Consider the following 18,799-nt stretch of genomic DNA (forward strand, 5'->3'; position numbering starts at 1 on the left):
GGGTAATGACGGACACTCTGAGTGAAAACCTGGCGGTGCTCCGCCAGCGCTGGCCCGAGCTGGCGGCTCGCACCGAAGGTCAGTCCGTGGACGGCCTGGCGGTCGAACTGGTGGAGGGGAACGAGCAAACCCTGAGCATCGACGGGATTCAGCTGACCAGCCGTCATGGTCGGCTCGCCGAAGCGCAACTGCAGGCCGCCAGCTTGCCCGAAGGCGCCCCGGTGGTTCATTTGTACGGCTTCGGCCTGGGTGACCTGCAGCGAGTGCTGCTGGCGAAGCCGCGGCTGGAGCGATTGCAGGTACATATCCTCAATGGCGCCCTGCTTGGCCTGGTACTGCAGGTTACCGACCACACTGACTGGCTCAGTGATCCTCGGGTAAGCCTGGCCCATGCGGGCGATGCCGGGGAAATCCAGCTGCCCTTCTTTGCACTCCCTTCCGAGCTGGTATTGGCCGAGGACGCGGCTGCCAAGATCCGGGACCGCCTGGTAAGTGAAACCCATCTGGCGTTCAACAATCGCGCCTTCACTGCACAGGATCCGGAGCTGGTGGCCCGGCTGCAAGACAACGCGCCGCTGCTGTCGAGCGATGGCGACGTCGCCGAGCTGTTCGGCACCATCGAGGGCGCGGACGTCTATGTAGTAGCGACGGGGCCCAGCCTGGAACTGCACTACGAACATTTGCGCCAGGCCCGACGTCCCGGAGGGCCCCTGCTGATCTGCGTGGACACCGCCTACCGGCCTTTGCTCGAGCGGGGGGTAGTGGCGGATATCGTGGTCAGTATTGACCAGCGTATCTCGCCCCGTCACCTGCCCCCTGAACGTTCCCACGCCAGTACACTGGTCTACATGCCCCTGCTGGCGGCGGACGTATTGAACCCGTGGCGAGGCCGTCGCCTGGCTACCTATTCGGCCAGCCCTGTCTATGCCGAGGCCCGGCGACGTTGGCCCAAGGCCCAGTTGCATGGAGGTGGCAGCGTGATCCACCCTGCGGTCGACCTGGCCGTGCGCATGGGGGCGGCGCGGGTGACGCTGTTCGGGGCGGATTTCGCCTTTCCCAATGACAAGACCCACGCGGGCTGGCAGGACGGCGATCTGGGCCCGCAGTTGACCCATGCCCGTCACTGGGTGCTGGATGGCCACGGCGGTCGGGTACGTACCCAGCTCAATTTCCGCAGCTACCTCACCGAACTGGAGCGCTATATCGCCCAGCATCCAGAGGTCGCTTTCTTCAATACCAGCCGGGGCGGCGCGCTGATCGCGGGCACCTCGTTCGACGAGAACCTTGCGCGTGACTGAACCGGATGAGTTGATCGACGCCTGCCTGGTGTGCGCTGGGCTGTTTCGCCTGGGCCGTGATGTCGAGGCGGCGTTGCGAATGGTAGACCTGTTCGACACCCTGGCGCCGCGCCTGGCCCAGGCCGGGGCAGAAGAACAGCGAGCCTGGGGTTTGCTGGTCAACGACATTTTTTCGCGTCAACAGCTTCAGGATTGGCTAGGTGTAGCCGATGCCCTGCAGTACGAGTTGGTGACGCTCATCACGGCCGGGCAGGCTTGAAACATCGCCCGGCCGCGAGCCTTTCCTGGCAAGTTCGAAACACCCGGCATGGCAAGTTACAGGTCGGGGCGATTGCCAAGAGAGTCACAGTTTTTCATCTTCGCCGGGTTGCGCTTAACGTCTTAACCTGTTGAAAGTGAAGAGAAAAATAAAGAGGTGCGAAAAAATCTGCAAATCGCCCCTCAAGACAGCGACCAACACGACGATAACTAGTACGTAGGTTCTCTAGGCCACTTCCGGCCAGCCAGGGCCGGTAGCCAAAAGTACATCATTCCCGTTGAGGATTTCGTCATGTCGTTGACCGTTAATACCAACATCGCTTCCCTGACCGTTCAAAACAACCTGAACAAGGCTTCGTCCGCCACCAGCACCTCGATGACCCGTCTGTCCTCGGGCCTGAAGATCAACAGCGCCAAAGACGACGCCGCTGGCCTGCAGATCGCTACCCGTCTGACCACCCAGATCAAGGGCCTGACCGTAGCCACCAAGAACGCCAACGACGCCACCTCGATCGCCCAGACCGCTGAAGGCGCGCTGCAAGAAACCACCAGCATCCTGCAGCGTATGCGTGAACTGGCTGTCCAGTCCCGCAACGACTCCAACAGCACCGCTGACCGTACCGCTCTGCAGTCCGAATTCAGCCAGATGAGTGAAGAACTGACCCGTATCTCCACGTCGACCACCTTCGGTACCGGCATGAAGCTTCTCGACGGTTCCGCTTCCGGCCTGCAGTTCCAGGTTGGCGCCATGACCGGTGACGACCAGCACATCGACCTGGGCATCAGCTTGAACGCTTCGGCTGCCGGTCTGGGCCTGAGTGGCTCCGTGATCACCGGTACTGATACAAGCGGTGCCCACGTCGCGATCGACTCGGCCATCAGCGCCATCGACGCTGCACTGAACACTGTGAACACCACCCGTGCCGACCTGGGTGCCAAGCAGAACCGTCTGGAAAGCACCATCAGCAACATCAGCAACATCATCGAGAACGCTACCGCTTCTCGCTCCACCATCCAGGATGTGGACTTCGCTGCTGAAACCGCTGAGCTGACCAAGCAACAAACCCTGCAGCAGGCTTCCACCGCGATCCTGTCCCAGGCCAACCAGATCCCGTCCGCTGTTCTGAAGCTGCTTCAGTAATATCGGTCGATGGTCAATGACGAGAGGGTGCGCCGAGCGCGCCCTTTTGTTGTTTTCACCCTGAGGTAAATGGTTATGGACATGAGTGTCAATGCAGTAAAGGCGCTTGAAGTCAGCAAGCCCATAACGCCGACCGCCGCCATCGGTGCCGCGACGCCTGCTTCGGCCAACGACCCGTCGGCTGCCAGTAACAGCGTGGCGCCCACAGGCAAGGTCGAGCGCGATCAGGTTGAGAAGGCCGTGGAGGACATCCAGGCGTTTGTGGATGCCAACCAGCGCAATCTTAATTTTTCCATCGACGAAACCACCGGTGACGTCGTGGTGAAGATAGTCGCGACCCAAAGTGGCGAGGTGATTCGGCAGCTCCCTTCCGAGGAAGCCTTGAAGATGGCGCAGCGCCTGAAAGATCCCCACAGCCTGTTGTTCGACGAGCAGGCCTGAGGTGGGCACGGAACTTGTAGTGTTCCGGTGAACAAGGCAGCCCGCCGGTTTCTCGGCGGCTGACCTACAGGAGAGGATCAATGGCTTCGACAACATCCACTACATCGGTCAGTACGAGCGGCGGGATCTCGGTCAGCGGCATCGGCTCCGGCATCGATACATCATCGATCGTCAGTGCCTTGGTGAACGCGTCCACCAGCCCCAAGCAGACCCAGATTACCAAGGCGGAAACCGCCACCAATACCACGCTGTCGGGCATCGGTAGCCTCAAGAGTGCGCTGGAAGCGTTCCAGACGGCCGCGGCCGCGCTGAACAATACCAACACCTTTATGGGGTTGACGGCGTCTTCGTCCTTGGAGACGGTGGTCAAGGCAACCTCGGACAATACGGCGTCCCCGGGTAGCTATTCGGTCAACGTCACGCAGCTGGCTACCGCCTCCAAAGTGGCCAGCAAGCTGTTCACCAGCGGCTCGAGCACGGCCATCAGTTCCGGGACCTTGTCTATCACCCAGGGCGACAAAAGCTATTCGGTTACCGTCGGTTCCGGCGCGACCCTGAGCAGTGTGCGTGACTCGATCAACTCATCGCTATCGTCCAGTGGTATCAGCGCCAACATCGTGACGGACTCGAACGGGTCTCGCCTGGTATTGACGTCCACCACCACGGGCGCCGGGTCGGACATCTCTACCAGCGGGATCTCCGAACTGACCATCGACGGTACGACGCAACTCAATACCGGGGATAACACCAGCGCGGGCTACATCACCGCTCGGCCGGTCGATGCGGCGTATACCATCGACGGCTTGTCCATGACCAGCAGCAGCAATACTGTCGATAAGGCAGTGAGCGGTCTGAGCCTGACGCTCACGGGCACGGGTACCTCGACGGTGACCGTAGCGTCCGACAGTGACACGCTGAAAACCTCGGTGCAGTCGTTCGTGGATGCCTACAACACCATGATGACGGTCATCAACAACCAGACCAAGGTCACCTCTACGGGCGCCACCAGCAGTACCAGCGATTCGGCTACCACCTCTGCTGGCGCGCTCACTGGCGATGCCATGGTGCGCAAGCTGGTGTCGCAGATTCGCGGCGCCCTGACTGAAGTCAGCACGACCAGCGGCTCGCTGAGCGTTCTGTCCCAGCTTGGGGTAGGCACCAACTCTTCCACCGGCCTGCTGTCCCTGGACGACACCAAGTGGAACACGGCCATGAAGACCCAGTATGGCAACGTGGCCACCCTGTTCACCGGTGAAGATGGCCTCATTACCCGGATGGACGACATCATCGAAGGGTACACGCAAACCGGTGGCGTACTGGAAACCCGCCAGAAGTCGCTCAATGCCAAGCTGAGCGACCTGGACGAGCAGCAGGACGCGCTGGATCGACGCACCGAGTCCTTGACCGCCATTCTGACCGCCAAGTACACGGCCATGGATACCCTGGTGGCGCAACTCAACGCGACCAGCACCAGTGTGTTGAACACGCTTGAAGCCATGAACAGCTCCGACGATTGAGCGGCTGCCTGGCTGTGTTTGCCCGATGAGTCCAAGTGGCTCATCGGGCTTTTTCATTTCAGCGTCGCGTTAAAGTTCGCCCGTTCCACGTCGATAAACTGAGCATGGGGACCTTCCGGTCCCGCCGATTTCGTCCTTTTTCCAAGAGGCCATTTCCGATGCATCCCATGAAGGCGCTCCGCCAATACCAGAAAGTGAATTCCCACGCCCAGGCGTCCGAGGCCAGCCCTCATCGCCTGGTGCAGATGCTGATGCAGGGCTGCCTGGATCGCCTGGCCCAGGCCAAAGGCGCCATGGCGCGTGATCAAGTGGCGGAGAAGGGCGTGATGCTGGGCAAGGCTATCGAGATCATCGGTGGCCTGCGTGAGGGGCTGGACCCAGAGAAGACCGACGACAAGAAGGGTATCGCTAGGCTCGACCAGCTGTACGCCTACATGATGAAGCAACTGATCCAGGCGAACCGCAAGAACGACCCGAACATCGTCGACGAGGTCGCTCGCCTGATGATCACCGTCAAGGCTGGCTGGGATGCGATCGGTCATGCAGCTCAGGATTAATCGCGAGGACTCGACCATGAGTGCCCTTGAACGTATCGAATACACCCGCGTGGCGCTCAGCGAAGCATTGGCGGTGAAAGACTGGGCGGCGATCGGCAAGCTCGATCTGCAGATCCGCGCCTGCCTCGATGGCCTGTTCGATGGCGTCTCGGTAGACCCGGCGGTGATCCGCCATAATCTGGAATCCCTGCTGCACCTGTATCGTCAGCTGGTGGACGCCAGCCGCGGCGAGCGCCAGTCGGTGGTCGAGGAGCTTCAGCAGGTCCGCCAGGGCCAGAATGCCAGCAAGGTGTACCAGCTGTTCCGGTAAGCGAGAGCCAGGCGCTCTCGCGACTCGCGCCATCAACGCGCCATAAATTTGACTGTGCCGGCTTTTTTGACTTTACTAGTGCCTGTTCAACAGGTTCCGGCGTCTCAAGGTTCAGAGCCATGAGGGTGGCACATCGCCGTAGCGGGCATCCGGCCGTAGCGGGTATTGACTAGGGAAGTTGCTATTGCATGTGGCGTGAAACGAAAATTCTGCTGATCGATGACGATAGCGTTCGCCGCCGCGACATGGCGGTGATCCTCAGTTTCCTCGGTGAAGACAACCTGCCATGCGGCAGTGGTGACTGGGAAAGAACGGTCGAGGGCCTGCCCTCCAGTCGCGAAGTGCTTTGCGTGCTGGTCGGCACCCTGAGCGCGCCGGCGAACCTGCCGGCCCTGCTAAAGACCATCGCCGCCTGGGATGAATTCCTGCCGGTGCTGCTGCTGGGCGACAGCTCCCATGTGGAACTGGCCGAGGACCAGCGCCGGCGCGTGCTTTCCAGCCTGGAGATGCCACCCAGCTACAGCAAGCTGCTGGACTCGCTGCATCGGGCCCAGGTCTATCGCGAAATGTATGACCAGGCCCGCGAACGGGGCCGTCAGCGCGAACCCAACCTGTTCCGCAGCCTGGTCGGCACCAGCCGCGCCATCCAGCATGTGCGCCAGATGATGCAGCAGGTGGCCGATACCGACGCCAGCGTGCTGATCCTGGGCGAGTCGGGCACGGGCAAGGAAGTGGTCGCGCGCAACCTGCACTATCACTCCAAGCGACGCGACGCACCCTTCGTTCCGGTCAACTGCGGCGCCATTCCCGCCGAGTTGCTGGAAAGCGAACTCTTCGGTCACGAGAAAGGCGCCTTCACGGGTGCCATCACCAGCCGCGCAGGCCGCTTCGAGTTGGCGAACGGCGGTACGCTGTTCCTCGACGAAATCGGTGACATGCCCCTGCCCATGCAGGTCAAGTTGCTGCGCGTGCTGCAGGAGCGCACCTTCGAGCGAGTAGGCAGCAACAAGACGCAGAGCATCGACGTACGCATCATCGCGGCCACCCACAAGAACCTCGAGAGCATGATCGAGACGGGCAGCTTCCGCGAAGACCTTTATTACCGCCTCAATGTCTTCCCCATCGAGATGGCCCCTCTGCGCGAGCGGGTGGAGGATATTCCGCTGCTCATGAACGAGCTGATCTCGCGCATGGAGCATGAGAAGCGCGGGTCCATCCGTTTCAACTCCGCGGCCATCATGTCGTTGTGCAGGCACGCCTGGCCAGGCAACGTGCGTGAGCTGGCCAACCTGGTGGAGCGCATGGCGATCATGCATCCCTATGGGGTGATCGGGGTATCCGAGCTGCCGAAGAAATTCCGCTATGTGGATGACGAAGACGAGCAACTGGTGGACAGCCTGCGCAGCGACCTGGAAGAGCGCGTCGCCATCAACGGCCATACGCCGGACTTCAGCTCCAGTGCCTTGCTGCCACCCGAGGGACTGGACCTCAAGGATTACCTGGGCGGGCTCGAGCAGGGGCTGATCCAGCAAGCTCTGGACGACGCAAATGGCATCGTTGCTCGAGCCGCCGAACGTCTGCGCATTCGTCGTACCACGTTGGTGGAGAAGATGCGTAAATACGGCATGAGCCGACGCGACGGCGACGAAGCCGTCGACGATTGACCACCCCCCAGCGTCCGCTACACGGCGTCCGCTTCCTACAATACCAGGCTGCGCTGATAAGGTAGGAAGCGGGCGGAGCCGCAGGCGTAGCTCGCGAACGCAGCGCAACAGGCACATCAATTGCAGTTCTGGCTGATCCAGACCGTTTTCTGACGGTGAGCCACGAGAATCGATGATGTCCAAGGCCGCCCCGCTGCTCGACTCCCAGTCCTACCCTGCCCGTGCTCCCCACGACGTGGACCAGGCCTTTGCCTTGTTCAACCAGGTATCGGCTCAGCTCAATGAGTCTTATCGGCTTCTGGAAAGCCGGGTCAGCGAGTTAAAAGGAGAATTGGCGCAGGTGAGCGAGGAACGCCTGCGGCAGTTGGCGGAGAAAGAACGTCTGGCCAATCGCCTCGAACACCTGTTGGAGGTACTGCCTGGCGGTGTGATCGTCATCGATGGCCAGGGAGTGGTGGCTGAAGCCAATCCAGCGGCGGTGGCGCTTCTCGGCCCGCCACTGGTTGGGCAGCAATGGCGTGAAGTGATCGGCCGCTGCTTCGCCCCCCGCCGCGATGACGGTCATGAGGTTTCGCTCAAGAATGGCCGTCGCTTGTCCATCTCCACCCGTTCCCTCGGCACCGAGCCCGGCCAGTTGGTCCTGCTTACCGACCTGACGGAAACCCGACACCTGCAGGATCCCCCGGAACCCTTGTGGGAGGTACTGCCGGGGGGTGTGATCGTCATGGAGGGCCGGGGGGTGGTGGCTGAAGCCAACCCGGGGGGGGTGGCGCTTCCCGGCCCGCCACTGGTTGGGCAGCAATGGCGTGAAGTGATCGGCCGCTGCTTCGCCCCCCGCCGCGATGACGGTCATGAGGTTTCGCTCAAGAATGGCCGTCGCTTGTCCATCTCCACCCGTTCCCTCGGCACCGAGCCCGGCCAGTTGGTCCTGCTTACCGACCTGACGGAAACCCGACACCTGCAGGAGCAACTGGCCCGGCACGAGCGGCTGTCGGCCCTCGGCCGCATGGTCGCTTCGCTGGCTCATCAGATTCGCACGCCTCTTTCCGCGGCCATGCTTTATGCAGGCCATCTGCAGGAAGGCGTACTCCCCGCCGAGACCCGCCAGCGTTTCGCCAGTCGTCTCAAGGATCGTTTGTACGAACTTGAGCATCAGGTGCGCGACATGCTGGTATTCGCCCGCGGTGAGCTTCCCCTGAACGATCGCCTGGCACCCGCCGAGCTATTTTCCGCGTTGCGAGAGGCAGCTCTCGCCCGTACTGAAGGGGTTGTGCTGCGCTGGCAGTGTGATGTCTACCACGGAACACTGCACTGCAACCGGGACACCCTGATCGGCGCGGTGCTCAATCTGCTCGAGAACGCTCTGCAGGCCAGCACAGCTGCGCCTAGGCTCAAGGTCCACCTGTACAGCCGGGGCACAGAGCTGCGGTTATGCGTGAGCGACGCCGGGCCGGGTATCGACGAGACCACCCTGGCGCGGCTTGGAGAACCTTTCTTCACTACCCGATCCAACGGAACCGGTCTGGGCGTGGCGGTAGCGGTGGCGATCGCTCGGGCGCACGGTGGCCAGCTGCGCTTCAGGTCCCGGCCGGGTCGTGGCACCTGTGCGCTGCTGACCTTGCCGTTGCTGGAGCAGGAGGCCGTCCGATGAGCATCCGCATTCTCCTGGTAGAGGATGATCGCGCCCTGCGCGAGGCCCTGGCCGATACTTTGTCGCTGGCGGGTCATGATCATGTGGCGGTGTGCTCGGCCGAGCAGGCCCTGGAGCGAGTAGCCGTCGGCGCATTCAGTCTGGTGATCAGCGATGTGAACATGCCAGGCATGGGCGGCCATGGTCTGCTACGCCAGTTGCGCGCCGGTTGGCCGCAGTTGCCGGTCTTGCTGATGACTGCCCATGGCAGTGTCAGCCAGGCGGTGGATGCGATGCGCGAGGGCGCGGTCGATTACCTGGTCAAGCCCTTCGAGGCCAAGGCCTTGCTGCAATTGGTCGAGCGTCACGCCTTGGGGCAACTCCCGGCAGCGGACAGCGACCCGGCGGTGGCGCGCGAGCCGGCCAGCCTGCGCCTGCTGGCCTTGGCGGCGAAGGTGGCTCGTAGTGACTCGACCGTGCTGATCTCCGGCGAGTCCGGCACGGGTAAAGAGGTGTTGGCGCGTTATATCCATCGGCATTCAGCGCGGGCGGACCAACCCTTCGTAGCGATCAACTGCGCGGCCATTCCCGATAATATGCTCGAAGCAACCCTGTTCGGCCACGAGAAAGGTGCCTTTACCGGAGCGGTGGCGGCCCAGTCTGGTAAGTTCGAGCAGGCCAATGGCGGCACCTTGCTGCTGGACGAGATCTCGGAAATGCCTCTGGGCTTGCAGGCCAAGCTGCTCCGCGTCCTGCAGGAACGGGAAGTGGAACGGGTAGGCGGGCGTCGCCCCATCCCCCTGGATCTGCGCATCCTGGCCACCACCAACCGCCAATTGCAGGAGGAAGTCGCCGCGGGGCGCTTCCGTGAAGACCTGTTCTATCGCTTGTCAGTATTCCCCCTGGCCTGGTTGCCCCTGCGCGACCGCCCGGGGGACATCCTGCCCCTGGCCGAACGCTTGCTCGCTCAACATGCGTCGAAGATGCGTCTGGGAACTGTCCGGCTGTCGGATAGCGCCCAGGCAACGCTGCTGGCTTATCCCTGGCCGGGCAATGTCCGCGAGCTGGACAACGCCGTGCAGCGGGCGCTGATCCTGCAGCAGAACGGTCTGGTTGCGCCTGAGGATTTCTGTCTCGGCGATGCCGCCATTGCGCTGCGAACCGCGCCAGCGGTGAATTACCGCGAAGCGGCCAGCGAACGTCCACCCAGCGGCCTGGGTGATGACCTGCGCCGTCGTGAGTTCGAGTTGATCCTCGATACCCTGCGAACCGAGCGGGGTCGGCGCAAGGAAGCCGCCGAGCGGTTGGGCATCAGCCCGCGAACCTTGCGCTATAAGCTGGCTCAAATGAGAGACGCCGGCATGGATGTCGAGACGTACCTGTTCGCCAGCTGATGTATCGCCCTTGTTGCCGTTGGCACTGCTCTTGCTAATCCCTAGGTAGACGACGGTTTCACCGTCAAAAAACTTGCAGGCCAGGAGAGCAGTGCCATGACCCAAGGTGTTGAATTCAATCGCTTGATGATGGACATGCGTTCCATGCAGCTCGAAGCCATGGGCGCGTCCAAGGCCAGCGCGGCTTCGGCTGTGAGCGCCAGCGGTGGCAGCAGCTTCGCCGACTTGCTCGGCAGCGCGGTGAACAAGGTCAGCGACACCCAGCAGGCGGCCAGTCAGTTGGCCAACGCGTTCGAGATCGGCAAGAGCGGCGTCGATCTGACGGATGTAATGATTTCCTCACAAAAAGCGAGCGTGTCTTTCCAGGCGCTGACCCAGGTTCGTAACAAGCTGGTGCAGGCCTACCAAGACATCATGCAAATGCCGGTTTGAGGGCAGGTTAGGTCATGGCGGAAGCAACTACGGACAACGTACCGGCGAAGAGCCCGGTGGCAAGCGGCAAGTCGATGCCGGGCATGGCCTTTCTCGATAACCTTTCGAAGATGCCAGTGCTGCGGCAGGTGGGCTTGCTGGTCGGCCTGGCCGCCAGCGTGGCCATCGGCTTTGCCGTGGTGCTCTGGTCTCAGCAGCCTGATTACCGGCCGCTGCTGACCAGCCTGCAGGGAATGGACGCCAAGCAGGTGACCGATACCCTGGCGGCGTCGGACATCCCTTATACCGTGGAACCGAACACTGGCGCGCTGCTGGTCAAGTCGGAAGACATCGGCCGAGCGCGTCTGAAGTTGGCGTCTGCCGGTGTAGTGCAAAGCGACGGCAATGTCGGCTACGAAATTCTCGACAAGGACCAGGGCCTGGGCACGAGCCAGTTCATGGAGGCGACACGCTACCGTCGTGGCCTGGAAGGGGAGCTGGCACGGACCATCTCGGCCCTGAACGGGGTCAAGGGCGCCCGTGTACATCTGGCGATTCCGAAAAGCTCGGTATTCGTACGCGATGAGCGCAAACCGACGGCTTCGGTGCTGGTTGAAATGTATGGCGGCCGTACCCTGGACCCCGGCCAGGTGATGGCTATCGTCAACCTCGTGGCGACCAGCGTGCCTGAAATGGAGCGCGCCGGGGTCACAGTGGTGGACCAGAAAGGCAACCTGCTGTCGGACCAGGCTGAAAACTCCGAACTGAGCATGGCTGGCAAGCAGTTCGACTATACCCGACGCATGGAAAGCATGCTTACCCAGCGGGTACAGAGCATTCTGCAACCAGTGCTGGGTAATGAGCGCTTCAAGGCCGAGGTCTCGGCCATGGTGGATTTCAGCGCCGTGGAGTCGACGTCTGAACAGTTCAACCCGGACCAGCCGGCATTGCGCAGCGAGCAATCGGTGAGCGAGCAACGCTCCAGCAGCAGCGGCCCGCAAGGGGTGCCAGGCGCCCTCAGCAACCAGCCACCAGGCCCGGCCTCCGCGCCGCAGACCACCCGGGGCGGTGGCGGCGCAGCGGCGCCCCAGGCCATCCAGCCAGGCCAGCCTTTGCTCGACGCCAATGGCCAGCAGATCATGGATCCGGCCACCGGGCAGCCGATGCTTGCGCCTTACCCGGCGGACAAACGGCAACAGTCGACGAAGAATTTCGAGCTGGACCGCTCCATCAGTCATACCCGGCAACAGCAAGGTCGGCTGACCCGGCTCTCCGTTGCGGTGGTGGTCGACGATCAGGCCAAGCTCAACCCGGCCAATGGCGAGATCACCCATACGCCATGGGGCGCCGCAGACCTGGCGCGCTTCCAGCGCCTGGTGCAGGACGCGGTGGGCTTCGATGCCAGCCGGGGAGACAGCGTGACGGTGATCAACGCGCCGTTCAGCCCGGATCAGGGCGAGGTGATCGCCGAGCCGGCCTTCTATCAGCAGCCCTGGTTCTGGGACGTGGTCAAGCAGGCGATGGGCGTGCTGTTCATCCTGTTCCTGGTGTTCGGGGTGCTGCGCCCGGTACTCAACAACATCACGGGCGGCGGCAAGTCCAAGCAGCTGGCGGTGGATGGCGAGGGTGTACCTGGCGCGGGCGGTATCGCCGGCGGCGCTGGGGGCTTCACCGGGATGAATGGGGAGCTGGCCGAGGACCGGGTCAGCCTGGGCGGGCCGCAGAGCATCATGCTGCCGAGCCCCACGGAGGGCTATGACGCCCAGTTGAATGCAATCAAGAGTCTTGTGGCCGAAGACCCGGGCCGTGTCGCGCAGGTCGTGAAAGAGTGGATCAACGCAGATGAGTAGCAATCAGGCAGTTGCCGTACCCAAGCTTACCAAGGTCGACAAGGCCGCGATCCTCCTGCTGTCCCTGGGCGAGACCGACGCGGCCCAGGTGCTGCGGCACATGGGGCCGAAGGAGGTCCAGCGGGTCGGCGTGGCGATGGCGCAGATGCGCAACGTGCACCGTGAGCAGGTCGAGGAAGTGATGACCGAGTTCGTGGCCAGCGTGGGCGACCAGACGAGCCTGGGCGTAGGCTCGGACGGGTATATCCGCAAGATGCTGACCCAGGCCTTGGGCGAAGACAAGGCCAACGGGCTGATCGACCGCATCCTGTTGGGCGGCAACACCAGTGGCCTGGACAGCCTCAAGTGGATGGAGCCGCGGGCCGTGGCCGACGTGATTCGCTACGAGCATCCGCAGATCCAGGCCATCGTGGTGGCTTACCTGGACCCGGACCAGGCTGGCGAAGTGCTTGGCCACTTCGACCATAAGGCGCGCCTGGACATCGTATTGCGCGTGTCTTCGTTGAACACGGTGCAGCCGGCGGCCTTGAAGGAACTCAACACCATTCTGGAGAAGCAGTTCGCGGGCAACTCCACTACGGCCCGTACTACCCTGGGCGGTATCAAGCGTGCCGCCGACATCATGAACTTCCTCGACAGCTCGGTCGAAGGCCAGCTCATGGATTCGATCCGCGAGATCGATGCCGAGCTGTCCGGCCAGATCGAAGACCTGATGTTCGTGTTCAACAACCTCAAGGACGTGGACGACCGTGGCATCCAGGCGCTGCTGCGCGAGGTGTCCTCGGAAGTGCTGGTGGTCGCCCTCAAGGGTGCCGACGATGGCATCAAGGAAAAGATCTTCAAGAACATGTCCAAGCGAGCCTCCGAGCTGCTGCGCGACGACCTGGACTCCAAGGGGCCGGTACGCGTCAGCGACGTGGAAACGGCGCAGAAGGAAATCCTCACCATTGCCCGTCGAATGGCCGAGGCGGGGGAAATTGTATTGGGTGGCAAAGGCGGCGAGGAAATGATCTAAGGTTCCAGCTGTCCTATCTTATGCACGCCGCGGCGTGCCGCTAGACTGTGTGCAAGACGGCTTCGTCGGGTGCTGGGTCGCTACCTGCAAGTCCGCCTACCGCTGGCGGCAGGGGTAGGGGCAGGGCAACCCGATGCCAGGTCGCCGCTTTCGCCCACAGCCTAGCCATGCCGCGTCGCTCGCCGAAGCGTTTTCCAGGAAAAATCATTGATGAGCCAGTCGAGCAAGGAACCGGTCAGCGAATTGATTCGCGCCAAGGATCTGCAGGGCGTGGATGTTTGGCGGCTGCCGAGTTTCGACCCCGAGTCACCCCCTCCGGAGCCGGAGCCCGAAGAGGTCGCTGAAATCGAAGAGGTGCCCCTTGAAGAGGTGCAGCCCCTGACCCTGGAGGAGCTGGAGGCGATTCGGCAGGAGGCCTATAACGAAGGTTTCGTCACGGGCGAGCGCGATGGTTTCCATGCGGCCCAGCTTAAAGTGCGGCAGGAGGCCGAGGTTGCCTTGCAAGCGCGGCTGGCTACGTTGGAAACCCTGATGGGCAACCTGCTGGCTCCCATCGCCGAGCAGGATACCCAGATCGAACGTTCATTGGTGGAGCTGGTGAGCCATATCGCCCGTGAGGTGATCCAGCGCGAATTGCGTATCGAATCTTCCCAGATCGAACGGGTGACCCAGGAAGCGCTCAAGCTGTTGCCGATGGGGGCCAATAATATTCGGATTTTCATCCATCCCCAGGATTTCGAGCAGATCAAGGCCCTGCGTGAGCGACACGAGGAGAAGTGGAAAATCCTCGAAGATCCGGCCTTGCTGCCCGGCGGTTGCCGCGTGGAAAGTGAACACAGCCGGATCGACGCCAGTGTCGAGACGCGCATCACCCAGGCCCTGGCGCAATTGTTCGACCAGTTGCACGAGCAGGGCATGCACCCGGCCGAAGCCGACCTGCGCCTTGAACTGGAGACCAGCGATGCGACTTGACCGTACCAGCTTCGCCAAGCGGCTCAGCACCTATCCCGCGGCGGTGGATCTGCCACGTCAGGCGGTGGTGGAGGGCCGCCTGTTGCGCATGGTAGGGCTGACCCTGGAAGCCGAGGGCTTGCGCGCGGCCATGGGTACCCGCTGCGTGGTGATCAACGACGATAGCTACCATGCCTCCCAGGTAGAAGCCGAAGTCATGGGGTTCGCCGGTAGCAAGGTGTTTCTGATGCCTGTCGGCAGCGCTGCCGGTATTGCGCCTGGCGCGCGGGTAGTGCCTCTGGCCGACACCGGCCGCCTGCCCATGGGCATGAGCATGCTGGGCCGGATTCTCGACGGGGCCGGCCGCGCGCTGGATGGCAAGGGGCGGATGCGTGCTGAAGACTGGGTGCCCCTGGACGGCCCCACCATCAACCCCTTGAATCGTGACCCCATCAGCCAGCCGCTGGACGTGGGGATTCGCTGCATCAACGGGTTGTTGACCGTGGGCCGTGGTCAGCGCCTGGGCCTGTTCGCAGGCACCGGGGTGGGCAAGAGCGTCCTGTTGGGCATGATGACGCGCTTCACCGAGGCGGAGATCATCGTGGTGGGGCTGATCGGTGAACGGGGCCGCGAAGTGAAGGAATTCATCGAGCATATTCTCGGGCCCGAGGGCCTGAAGCGGTCGGTGGTAGTGGCGGCCCCGGCGGACGATGCGCCGCTGATGCGCCTGCGCGCGGCCATGTATTGCACCCGTATCGCTGAATACTTCCGTGACAAGGGCAAGAACGTTCTTCTGCTGATGGATTCGCTTACCCGTTATGCCCAGGCTCAGCGGGAGATCGCTCTGGCCATTGGCGAGCCGCCGGCGACCAAGGGCTACCCGCCGTCGGTTTTCGCCAAGCTGCCCAAGCTGGTAGAGCGCGCCGGCAATGCCGAAGCCGGGGGTGGATCGATCACTGCGTTCTACACCGTACTCTCGGAGGGGGATGACCAGCAGGACCCGATCGCTGACTCGGCCCGCGGCGTACTGGATGGTCATATCGTGCTCTCTCGCCGCCTGGCCGAAGAGGGACATTACCCGGCCATCGACATCGAAGCGTCCATCAGCCGGGTGATGCCCTCGGTGGTCACGCCACAGCACCTTTCCCAGGCCCAGCAGTTCAAGCAGCTGTGGTCTCGCTACCAGCAGAGTCGCGACCTGATCAGCGTTGGCGCCTACGTCGCCGGCGGGGACCGGGAAACGGACATGGCTATCAGCTTGCACCCGCAGCTGGTCCACTATCTGCGCCAGGGCCTGCACGACAACGAGAGCCTGCAGGCCAGTTCTGAGCGCCTGGCGACGGTTTTCCGTCCGCTGGCGCCGGGTTGATCGATCATGGCTACCAGTCGCGCGGCGCGCTTGGCGCCGGTTGTGGAAATGGCGGAAAAGGCCGAACGCACGGCAGCCCAGCGTCTGGGCCACTTCCAGGGCCAGGTGCGCCTGGCGGAAGCCAAGTTGCAGGAGCTGGAGCAGTTCCGGATGAACTATCAGCAGCAGTGGATCGCCAATGGCACCCACGGTGTATCGGGTCAATGGCTGATGAACTACCAGCGCTTTCTCAGCCAGCTGGAAACGGCGGTGGGGCAACAGCGCAAGAGCCTGGCCTGGCATCAGAACAACCTCAACAACGCCCGCGATACTTGGCAGAAGGCCTATGCTCGGGTAGAAGGGCTGCGCAAACTGGTCATGCGCTACATGACCGAGGCGCGCACGCTGGAAGACAAGCGCGAACAACGATTGCTGGATGAACTTTCCCAGCGCCTGCCGCGGTCTGATTCATACTGACGCACTAATAGCCACGCGGCATTGAACATTTGTGAGCAGCAGCCGGGCGTGCGCTCGCCAAGGCACTGGCCGTCGTCTTCGGCGTCGCAGGCCCGGCCTAGCCAGTTTCCGTTAATCGCCTATAGAAGGAACGCCATATGGCAGTAATCACAGCAACGCTGTCAGAGGAAACCCGGGAGCTCGTCATCCGCATCGACGGTCGGTTCGACTTCGGTTGCCATCAACAATTTCGCGAGGCGTTCGAGCGCTACCTGCCAGCCAAGGACATCAAGGTCGTGGTGGATCTGGGCAGCACCAGTTACCTGGACAGTTCGGCGCTGGGCATGCTGTTGCTGCTCCGGGATCACGCCGGAGGCGAAAAGGCCGATATCCGCCTGATCAACGCTTCGAGCGACGTGAAGAAGATCCTGGGGATTTCCAACTTCACCCAGCTGTTCTCGGTCGACTGATGCTCCCGGACAGCCCCTCGGTCTCGGTGCTGATCGCCGACGACAACATGACGGACCGGATGCTGCTGTCAAGCATCGTCCGGCGTCAGGGGCACCATGTGCTCCAGGCAGGTAACGGCGACGAGGCGGTACGGGTGTTCGAGCAGATGCGGCCGCAGATCGTCCTGCTCGATGTCATGATGCCGGTGATGGACGGTTTCGAGGCCGCGCGGCGTATCAAGGCATTGGCCGGCGAAGCCTTGGTGCCAGTGATCTTCCTCACGTCGATGTCGGAAGACGAAGCGCTGGTGCGTTGTCTCGAGGCTGGCGGCGATGATTTTCTTCCCAAGCCCTATAACCAGATCATCCTGGCGGCGAAGATCCATGCCATGGAGCGCATGCGCCGCCTGCAGGCCACTGTGCTCAAGCAGCGTGACGAGCTGGCCCGCCACCATGGCCACCTGCTCAACGAGCAACGGGTCGCCAAGGCCGTGTTCGACCAGGTAGCGCATTCCGGATGCCTTGGCGCGCCCAATATCCGTTATCTGCAGTCACCTTATGCCCTGTTCAACGGCGATCTGTTGCTGGCGGCCTCCAGCCCGGGCGGAGACCTGCACGTGCTGCTCGGCGACTTCACAGGCCATGGCCTGCCGGCCGCGGTAGGCGCGATGCCCTTGGCCGACGTGTTCTACGGCATGACCGCCAAGGGCTACGGCCTGACCGAAACCCTGCGGGAGATGAACGCCAAGCTCAAGCGCATACTCCCGCCGGACATGTTCTGCTGCGCCACCCTGATCAGTCTAAGCGTCAATCGGCGCATGGTTGAGGTCTGGAATGGCGGCATGCCCGACGGCTACTTGCTGCGAAACAACGGCGAGCGGGTGTTACTGTCGTCCAAGGCGCTGCCCTTGGGGATTCTTGCGCCGGAGCGCTTCGACCCCAAGACCCAGGCATTCCCCATTGAACAGGGGGATCGCATCTTCCTGCTCTCCGATGGGGTGATCGAAACCACCAACGATCGCGAGATGCTGTTTGGGGTGGAGCGTCTGGAGGCCGTGCTGGCGAGCAATCAGGACCGAGACCGCCTGTTCGAGGACATTCGCCAGGCCCTGCAGGCGTTCCACGGAGAAACCCGTGACGACGTCAGCATGGTACAGGTGGCGGCGGTGGATTCGGCCAGCCTGCCGCCGGCAGCCTTGTCACCGGATCGTGGGCAACCGACCCCTACGGACTGGACCGTTTCGTTCGAATTCCGTGCCGAGACCCTCAAGCGTTACAACCCGTTGCCGTTCCTGCTCCAGCTTTTGCAGGAGGTGCGTGGCCTGCGTGACCAGAGCGGCGCACTCTATACAGTGCTGACCGAGTTGTATTCCAATGCTCTGGAGCATGGCGTGCTGGGGCTGGAGTCCTCGCTCAAGCGCGACGCCGAGGGTTTCACCCGTTATTACCAACTTCGCGAGGAGCGCCTGCGTCAGTTGCAGGAGGGCTACGTCAAGGTCCAGCTCACGGTTTCGCCGCAAGGGGAAGACGGCGGTCGGTTGGTGATCTTCATCGAAGACAGCGGTGACGGCTTCGATGTCTCCGGTACGCTGAAGCAGGCCGGAGAAGGGCTTGGCTATTCCGGCCGGGGCATGAGGCTTGTGCGGGCCTTGAGCCAGGCCGCTGATTGGTCCGATGACGGGCGTAGCGCGCGCGTGGAATTCACCTGGGAGGGTCAGGCATAATCCGCCGCCAAGGAGAACGACGTGACCACACCACCGCTGGATGCAGAAGTGTTGGCCAAGCTGGAAGAACTCATGGGCGAGGATTTCCCCCTGTTGGTGGAAACATACCTGAAGGATTCGGAGCACCGCCTGGGCCAGTTGATGAGCGCCACCGACCCTCAGGTCGTGCGGGAGGCAGCCCATAGTTTCAAGGGCAGCAGCAGCAACATGGGCGCGCTGAGCCTGGCGCGGCTCTGTGGCGACCTTGAGAAACAACCCCTGGAGGCGCCTGCCGCGACAATCGCCCTCCTGCGTACACAGATCGCTATGCTCTATGCCGACGTTCGTGCCGCTTTCCTCGCCATGCGGCGGGAGCCTTGAGTATCACTGAATTTATGGCCCGCCT

General features: G+C 62.5%; 19 protein-coding genes. All 19 read left to right on the forward strand.

Annotated features, from left to right (window positions below):
* Positions 1-5: 5 nt before the first annotated feature.
* Positions 6-1,298 carry a motility associated factor glycosyltransferase family protein gene (locus BN1188_RS15440; RefSeq protein WP_040262309.1) on the forward strand — a complete coding sequence of 431 codons (1,293 nt, stop codon included), beginning with the start codon at positions 6-8 and terminating at the stop codon, positions 1,296-1,298.
* The gene (locus BN1188_RS15445) at positions 1,291-1,557 is read left to right on the forward strand and encodes a hypothetical protein (protein WP_052469294.1); all 267 of its coding nucleotides are present in this window, start codon (positions 1,291-1,293) and stop codon (positions 1,555-1,557) included. Before BN1188_RS15440 ends, BN1188_RS15445 begins: the two co-directional genes overlap by 8 nt.
* A 291-nt stretch (positions 1,558-1,848) precedes the next feature.
* Entirely contained in the window at positions 1,849-2,697 is an 849-nt protein-coding gene (locus BN1188_RS15450; RefSeq protein ID WP_040262310.1) for a flagellin domain-containing protein, read from the forward strand.
* A 75-nt stretch (positions 2,698-2,772) separates the two neighbouring features.
* Positions 2,773-3,138, forward strand: a complete 366-nt coding sequence (locus tag BN1188_RS15455) for a flagellar protein FlaG (protein ID WP_040262311.1) — start codon at positions 2,773-2,775, stop codon at positions 3,136-3,138.
* 80 nt (positions 3,139-3,218) lie between these two features.
* Positions 3,219-4,655: a flagellar filament capping protein FliD gene (gene fliD / locus BN1188_RS15460; protein WP_052469295.1), complete on the forward strand. Its 1,437-nt coding sequence runs from the start codon at positions 3,219-3,221 to the stop codon at positions 4,653-4,655.
* Positions 4,656-4,813: 158 nt separating this feature from the next.
* Positions 4,814-5,212 (forward strand): flagellar export chaperone FliS, encoded by a 399-nt coding sequence (gene fliS / locus BN1188_RS15465; protein WP_040262312.1) that lies wholly within the window; start codon positions 4,814-4,816, stop codon positions 5,210-5,212.
* 16 nt (positions 5,213-5,228) lie between these two features.
* Entirely contained in the window at positions 5,229-5,522 is a 294-nt protein-coding gene (locus tag BN1188_RS15470; RefSeq protein WP_040262313.1) for a hypothetical protein, read from the forward strand.
* 188 nt (positions 5,523-5,710) lie between these two features.
* Complete coding sequence (locus tag BN1188_RS15475) at positions 5,711-7,186, forward strand: sigma-54 dependent transcriptional regulator (RefSeq protein ID WP_040262314.1); 1,476 nt, start codon at positions 5,711-5,713, stop codon at positions 7,184-7,186.
* A gap of 175 nt (positions 7,187-7,361) precedes the next feature.
* The gene (locus BN1188_RS21715) at positions 7,362-8,837 is read left to right on the forward strand and encodes an ATP-binding protein (protein WP_408633626.1); all 1,476 of its coding nucleotides are present in this window, start codon (positions 7,362-7,364) and stop codon (positions 8,835-8,837) included.
* Positions 8,834-10,210 (forward strand): sigma-54-dependent transcriptional regulator, encoded by a 1,377-nt coding sequence (locus BN1188_RS15485; protein WP_040262315.1) that lies wholly within the window; start codon positions 8,834-8,836, stop codon positions 10,208-10,210. The genes BN1188_RS21715 and BN1188_RS15485 overlap by 4 nt, the downstream gene beginning before the upstream one ends.
* Before the next feature lie 96 nt (positions 10,211-10,306).
* Positions 10,307-10,642 carry a flagellar hook-basal body complex protein FliE gene (fliE, locus tag BN1188_RS15490; protein WP_040262316.1) on the forward strand — a complete coding sequence of 112 codons (336 nt, stop codon included), beginning with the start codon at positions 10,307-10,309 and terminating at the stop codon, positions 10,640-10,642.
* 14 nt (positions 10,643-10,656) lie between these two features.
* A complete protein-coding gene (gene fliF, locus BN1188_RS15495; protein ID WP_040262317.1) occupies positions 10,657-12,471 on the forward strand; it encodes a flagellar basal-body MS-ring/collar protein FliF in 1,815 nt (604 codons plus the stop codon).
* Complete coding sequence (gene fliG / locus BN1188_RS15500; RefSeq protein ID WP_040262318.1) at positions 12,464-13,486, forward strand: flagellar motor switch protein FliG; 1,023 nt, start codon at positions 12,464-12,466, stop codon at positions 13,484-13,486. Before fliF ends, fliG begins: the two co-directional genes overlap by 8 nt.
* Positions 13,487-13,696: 210 nt before the next feature.
* Complete coding sequence (fliH, locus tag BN1188_RS15505) at positions 13,697-14,458, forward strand: flagellar assembly protein FliH (RefSeq protein ID WP_040262319.1); 762 nt, start codon at positions 13,697-13,699, stop codon at positions 14,456-14,458.
* Positions 14,448-15,806 carry a flagellar protein export ATPase FliI gene (fliI, locus tag BN1188_RS15510; protein ID WP_040262320.1) on the forward strand — a complete coding sequence of 453 codons (1,359 nt, stop codon included), beginning with the start codon at positions 14,448-14,450 and terminating at the stop codon, positions 15,804-15,806. Before fliH ends, fliI begins: the two co-directional genes overlap by 11 nt.
* 6 nt (positions 15,807-15,812) lie before the next feature.
* Positions 15,813-16,262, forward strand: a complete 450-nt coding sequence (gene fliJ, locus BN1188_RS15515; RefSeq protein ID WP_040262321.1) for a flagellar export protein FliJ — start codon at positions 15,813-15,815, stop codon at positions 16,260-16,262.
* Between the two features lie 137 nt (positions 16,263-16,399).
* Complete coding sequence (locus BN1188_RS15520) at positions 16,400-16,711, forward strand: STAS domain-containing protein (RefSeq protein WP_040262322.1); 312 nt, start codon at positions 16,400-16,402, stop codon at positions 16,709-16,711.
* A complete protein-coding gene (locus BN1188_RS15525; protein ID WP_040262323.1) occupies positions 16,711-18,414 on the forward strand; it encodes an ATP-binding SpoIIE family protein phosphatase in 1,704 nt (567 codons plus the stop codon). The genes BN1188_RS15520 and BN1188_RS15525 overlap by 1 nt, the downstream gene beginning before the upstream one ends.
* 21 nt (positions 18,415-18,435) lie before the next feature.
* The gene (locus BN1188_RS15530) at positions 18,436-18,774 is read left to right on the forward strand and encodes an Hpt domain-containing protein (protein WP_040262324.1); all 339 of its coding nucleotides are present in this window, start codon (positions 18,436-18,438) and stop codon (positions 18,772-18,774) included.
* The last annotated feature ends 25 nt before the right edge of the window (positions 18,775-18,799 follow it).

The organism is Pseudomonas massiliensis, assembly GCF_000826105.1.
GTDB lineage: Bacteria > Pseudomonadota > Gammaproteobacteria > Pseudomonadales > Pseudomonadaceae > Aquipseudomonas > Aquipseudomonas massiliensis.

Bases quoted from the DNA above. Each gene is read 5' to 3' on its own strand.
- fliH (WP_040262319.1), top strand. From the start codon at position 13,697: ATGAGCCAGTCGAGCAAGGAACCGGTCAGCGAATTGATTCGCGCCAAG.
- fliS (WP_040262312.1), top strand. From the start codon at position 4,814: ATGCATCCCATGAAGGCGCTCCGCCAATACCAGAAAGTGAATTCCCAC.
- BN1188_RS15475 (WP_040262314.1), top strand. From the start codon at position 5,711: ATGTGGCGTGAAACGAAAATTCTGCTGATCGATGACGATAGCGTTCGC.
- BN1188_RS15440 (WP_040262309.1), top strand. From the start codon at position 6: ATGACGGACACTCTGAGTGAAAACCTGGCGGTGCTCCGCCAGCGCTGG.
- fliE (WP_040262316.1), top strand. From the start codon at position 10,307: ATGACCCAAGGTGTTGAATTCAATCGCTTGATGATGGACATGCGTTCC.
- BN1188_RS15450 (WP_040262310.1), top strand. From the start codon at position 1,849: ATGTCGTTGACCGTTAATACCAACATCGCTTCCCTGACCGTTCAAAAC.
- BN1188_RS15520 (WP_040262322.1), top strand. From the start codon at position 16,400: ATGGCAGTAATCACAGCAACGCTGTCAGAGGAAACCCGGGAGCTCGTC.
- fliF (WP_040262317.1), top strand. From the start codon at position 10,657: ATGGCGGAAGCAACTACGGACAACGTACCGGCGAAGAGCCCGGTGGCA.
- BN1188_RS15470 (WP_040262313.1), top strand. From the start codon at position 5,229: ATGAGTGCCCTTGAACGTATCGAATACACCCGCGTGGCGCTCAGCGAA.
- fliJ (WP_040262321.1), top strand. From the start codon at position 15,813: ATGGCTACCAGTCGCGCGGCGCGCTTGGCGCCGGTTGTGGAAATGGCG.
- BN1188_RS15455 (WP_040262311.1), top strand. From the start codon at position 2,773: ATGGACATGAGTGTCAATGCAGTAAAGGCGCTTGAAGTCAGCAAGCCC.
- BN1188_RS15485 (WP_040262315.1), top strand. From the start codon at position 8,834: ATGAGCATCCGCATTCTCCTGGTAGAGGATGATCGCGCCCTGCGCGAG.
- fliD (WP_052469295.1), top strand. From the start codon at position 3,219: ATGGCTTCGACAACATCCACTACATCGGTCAGTACGAGCGGCGGGATC.
- fliI (WP_040262320.1), top strand. From the start codon at position 14,448: ATGCGACTTGACCGTACCAGCTTCGCCAAGCGGCTCAGCACCTATCCC.
- fliG (WP_040262318.1), top strand. From the start codon at position 12,464: ATGAGTAGCAATCAGGCAGTTGCCGTACCCAAGCTTACCAAGGTCGAC.
- BN1188_RS21715 (WP_408633626.1), top strand. From the start codon at position 7,362: ATGTCCAAGGCCGCCCCGCTGCTCGACTCCCAGTCCTACCCTGCCCGT.
- BN1188_RS15525 (WP_040262323.1), top strand. From the start codon at position 16,711: ATGCTCCCGGACAGCCCCTCGGTCTCGGTGCTGATCGCCGACGACAAC.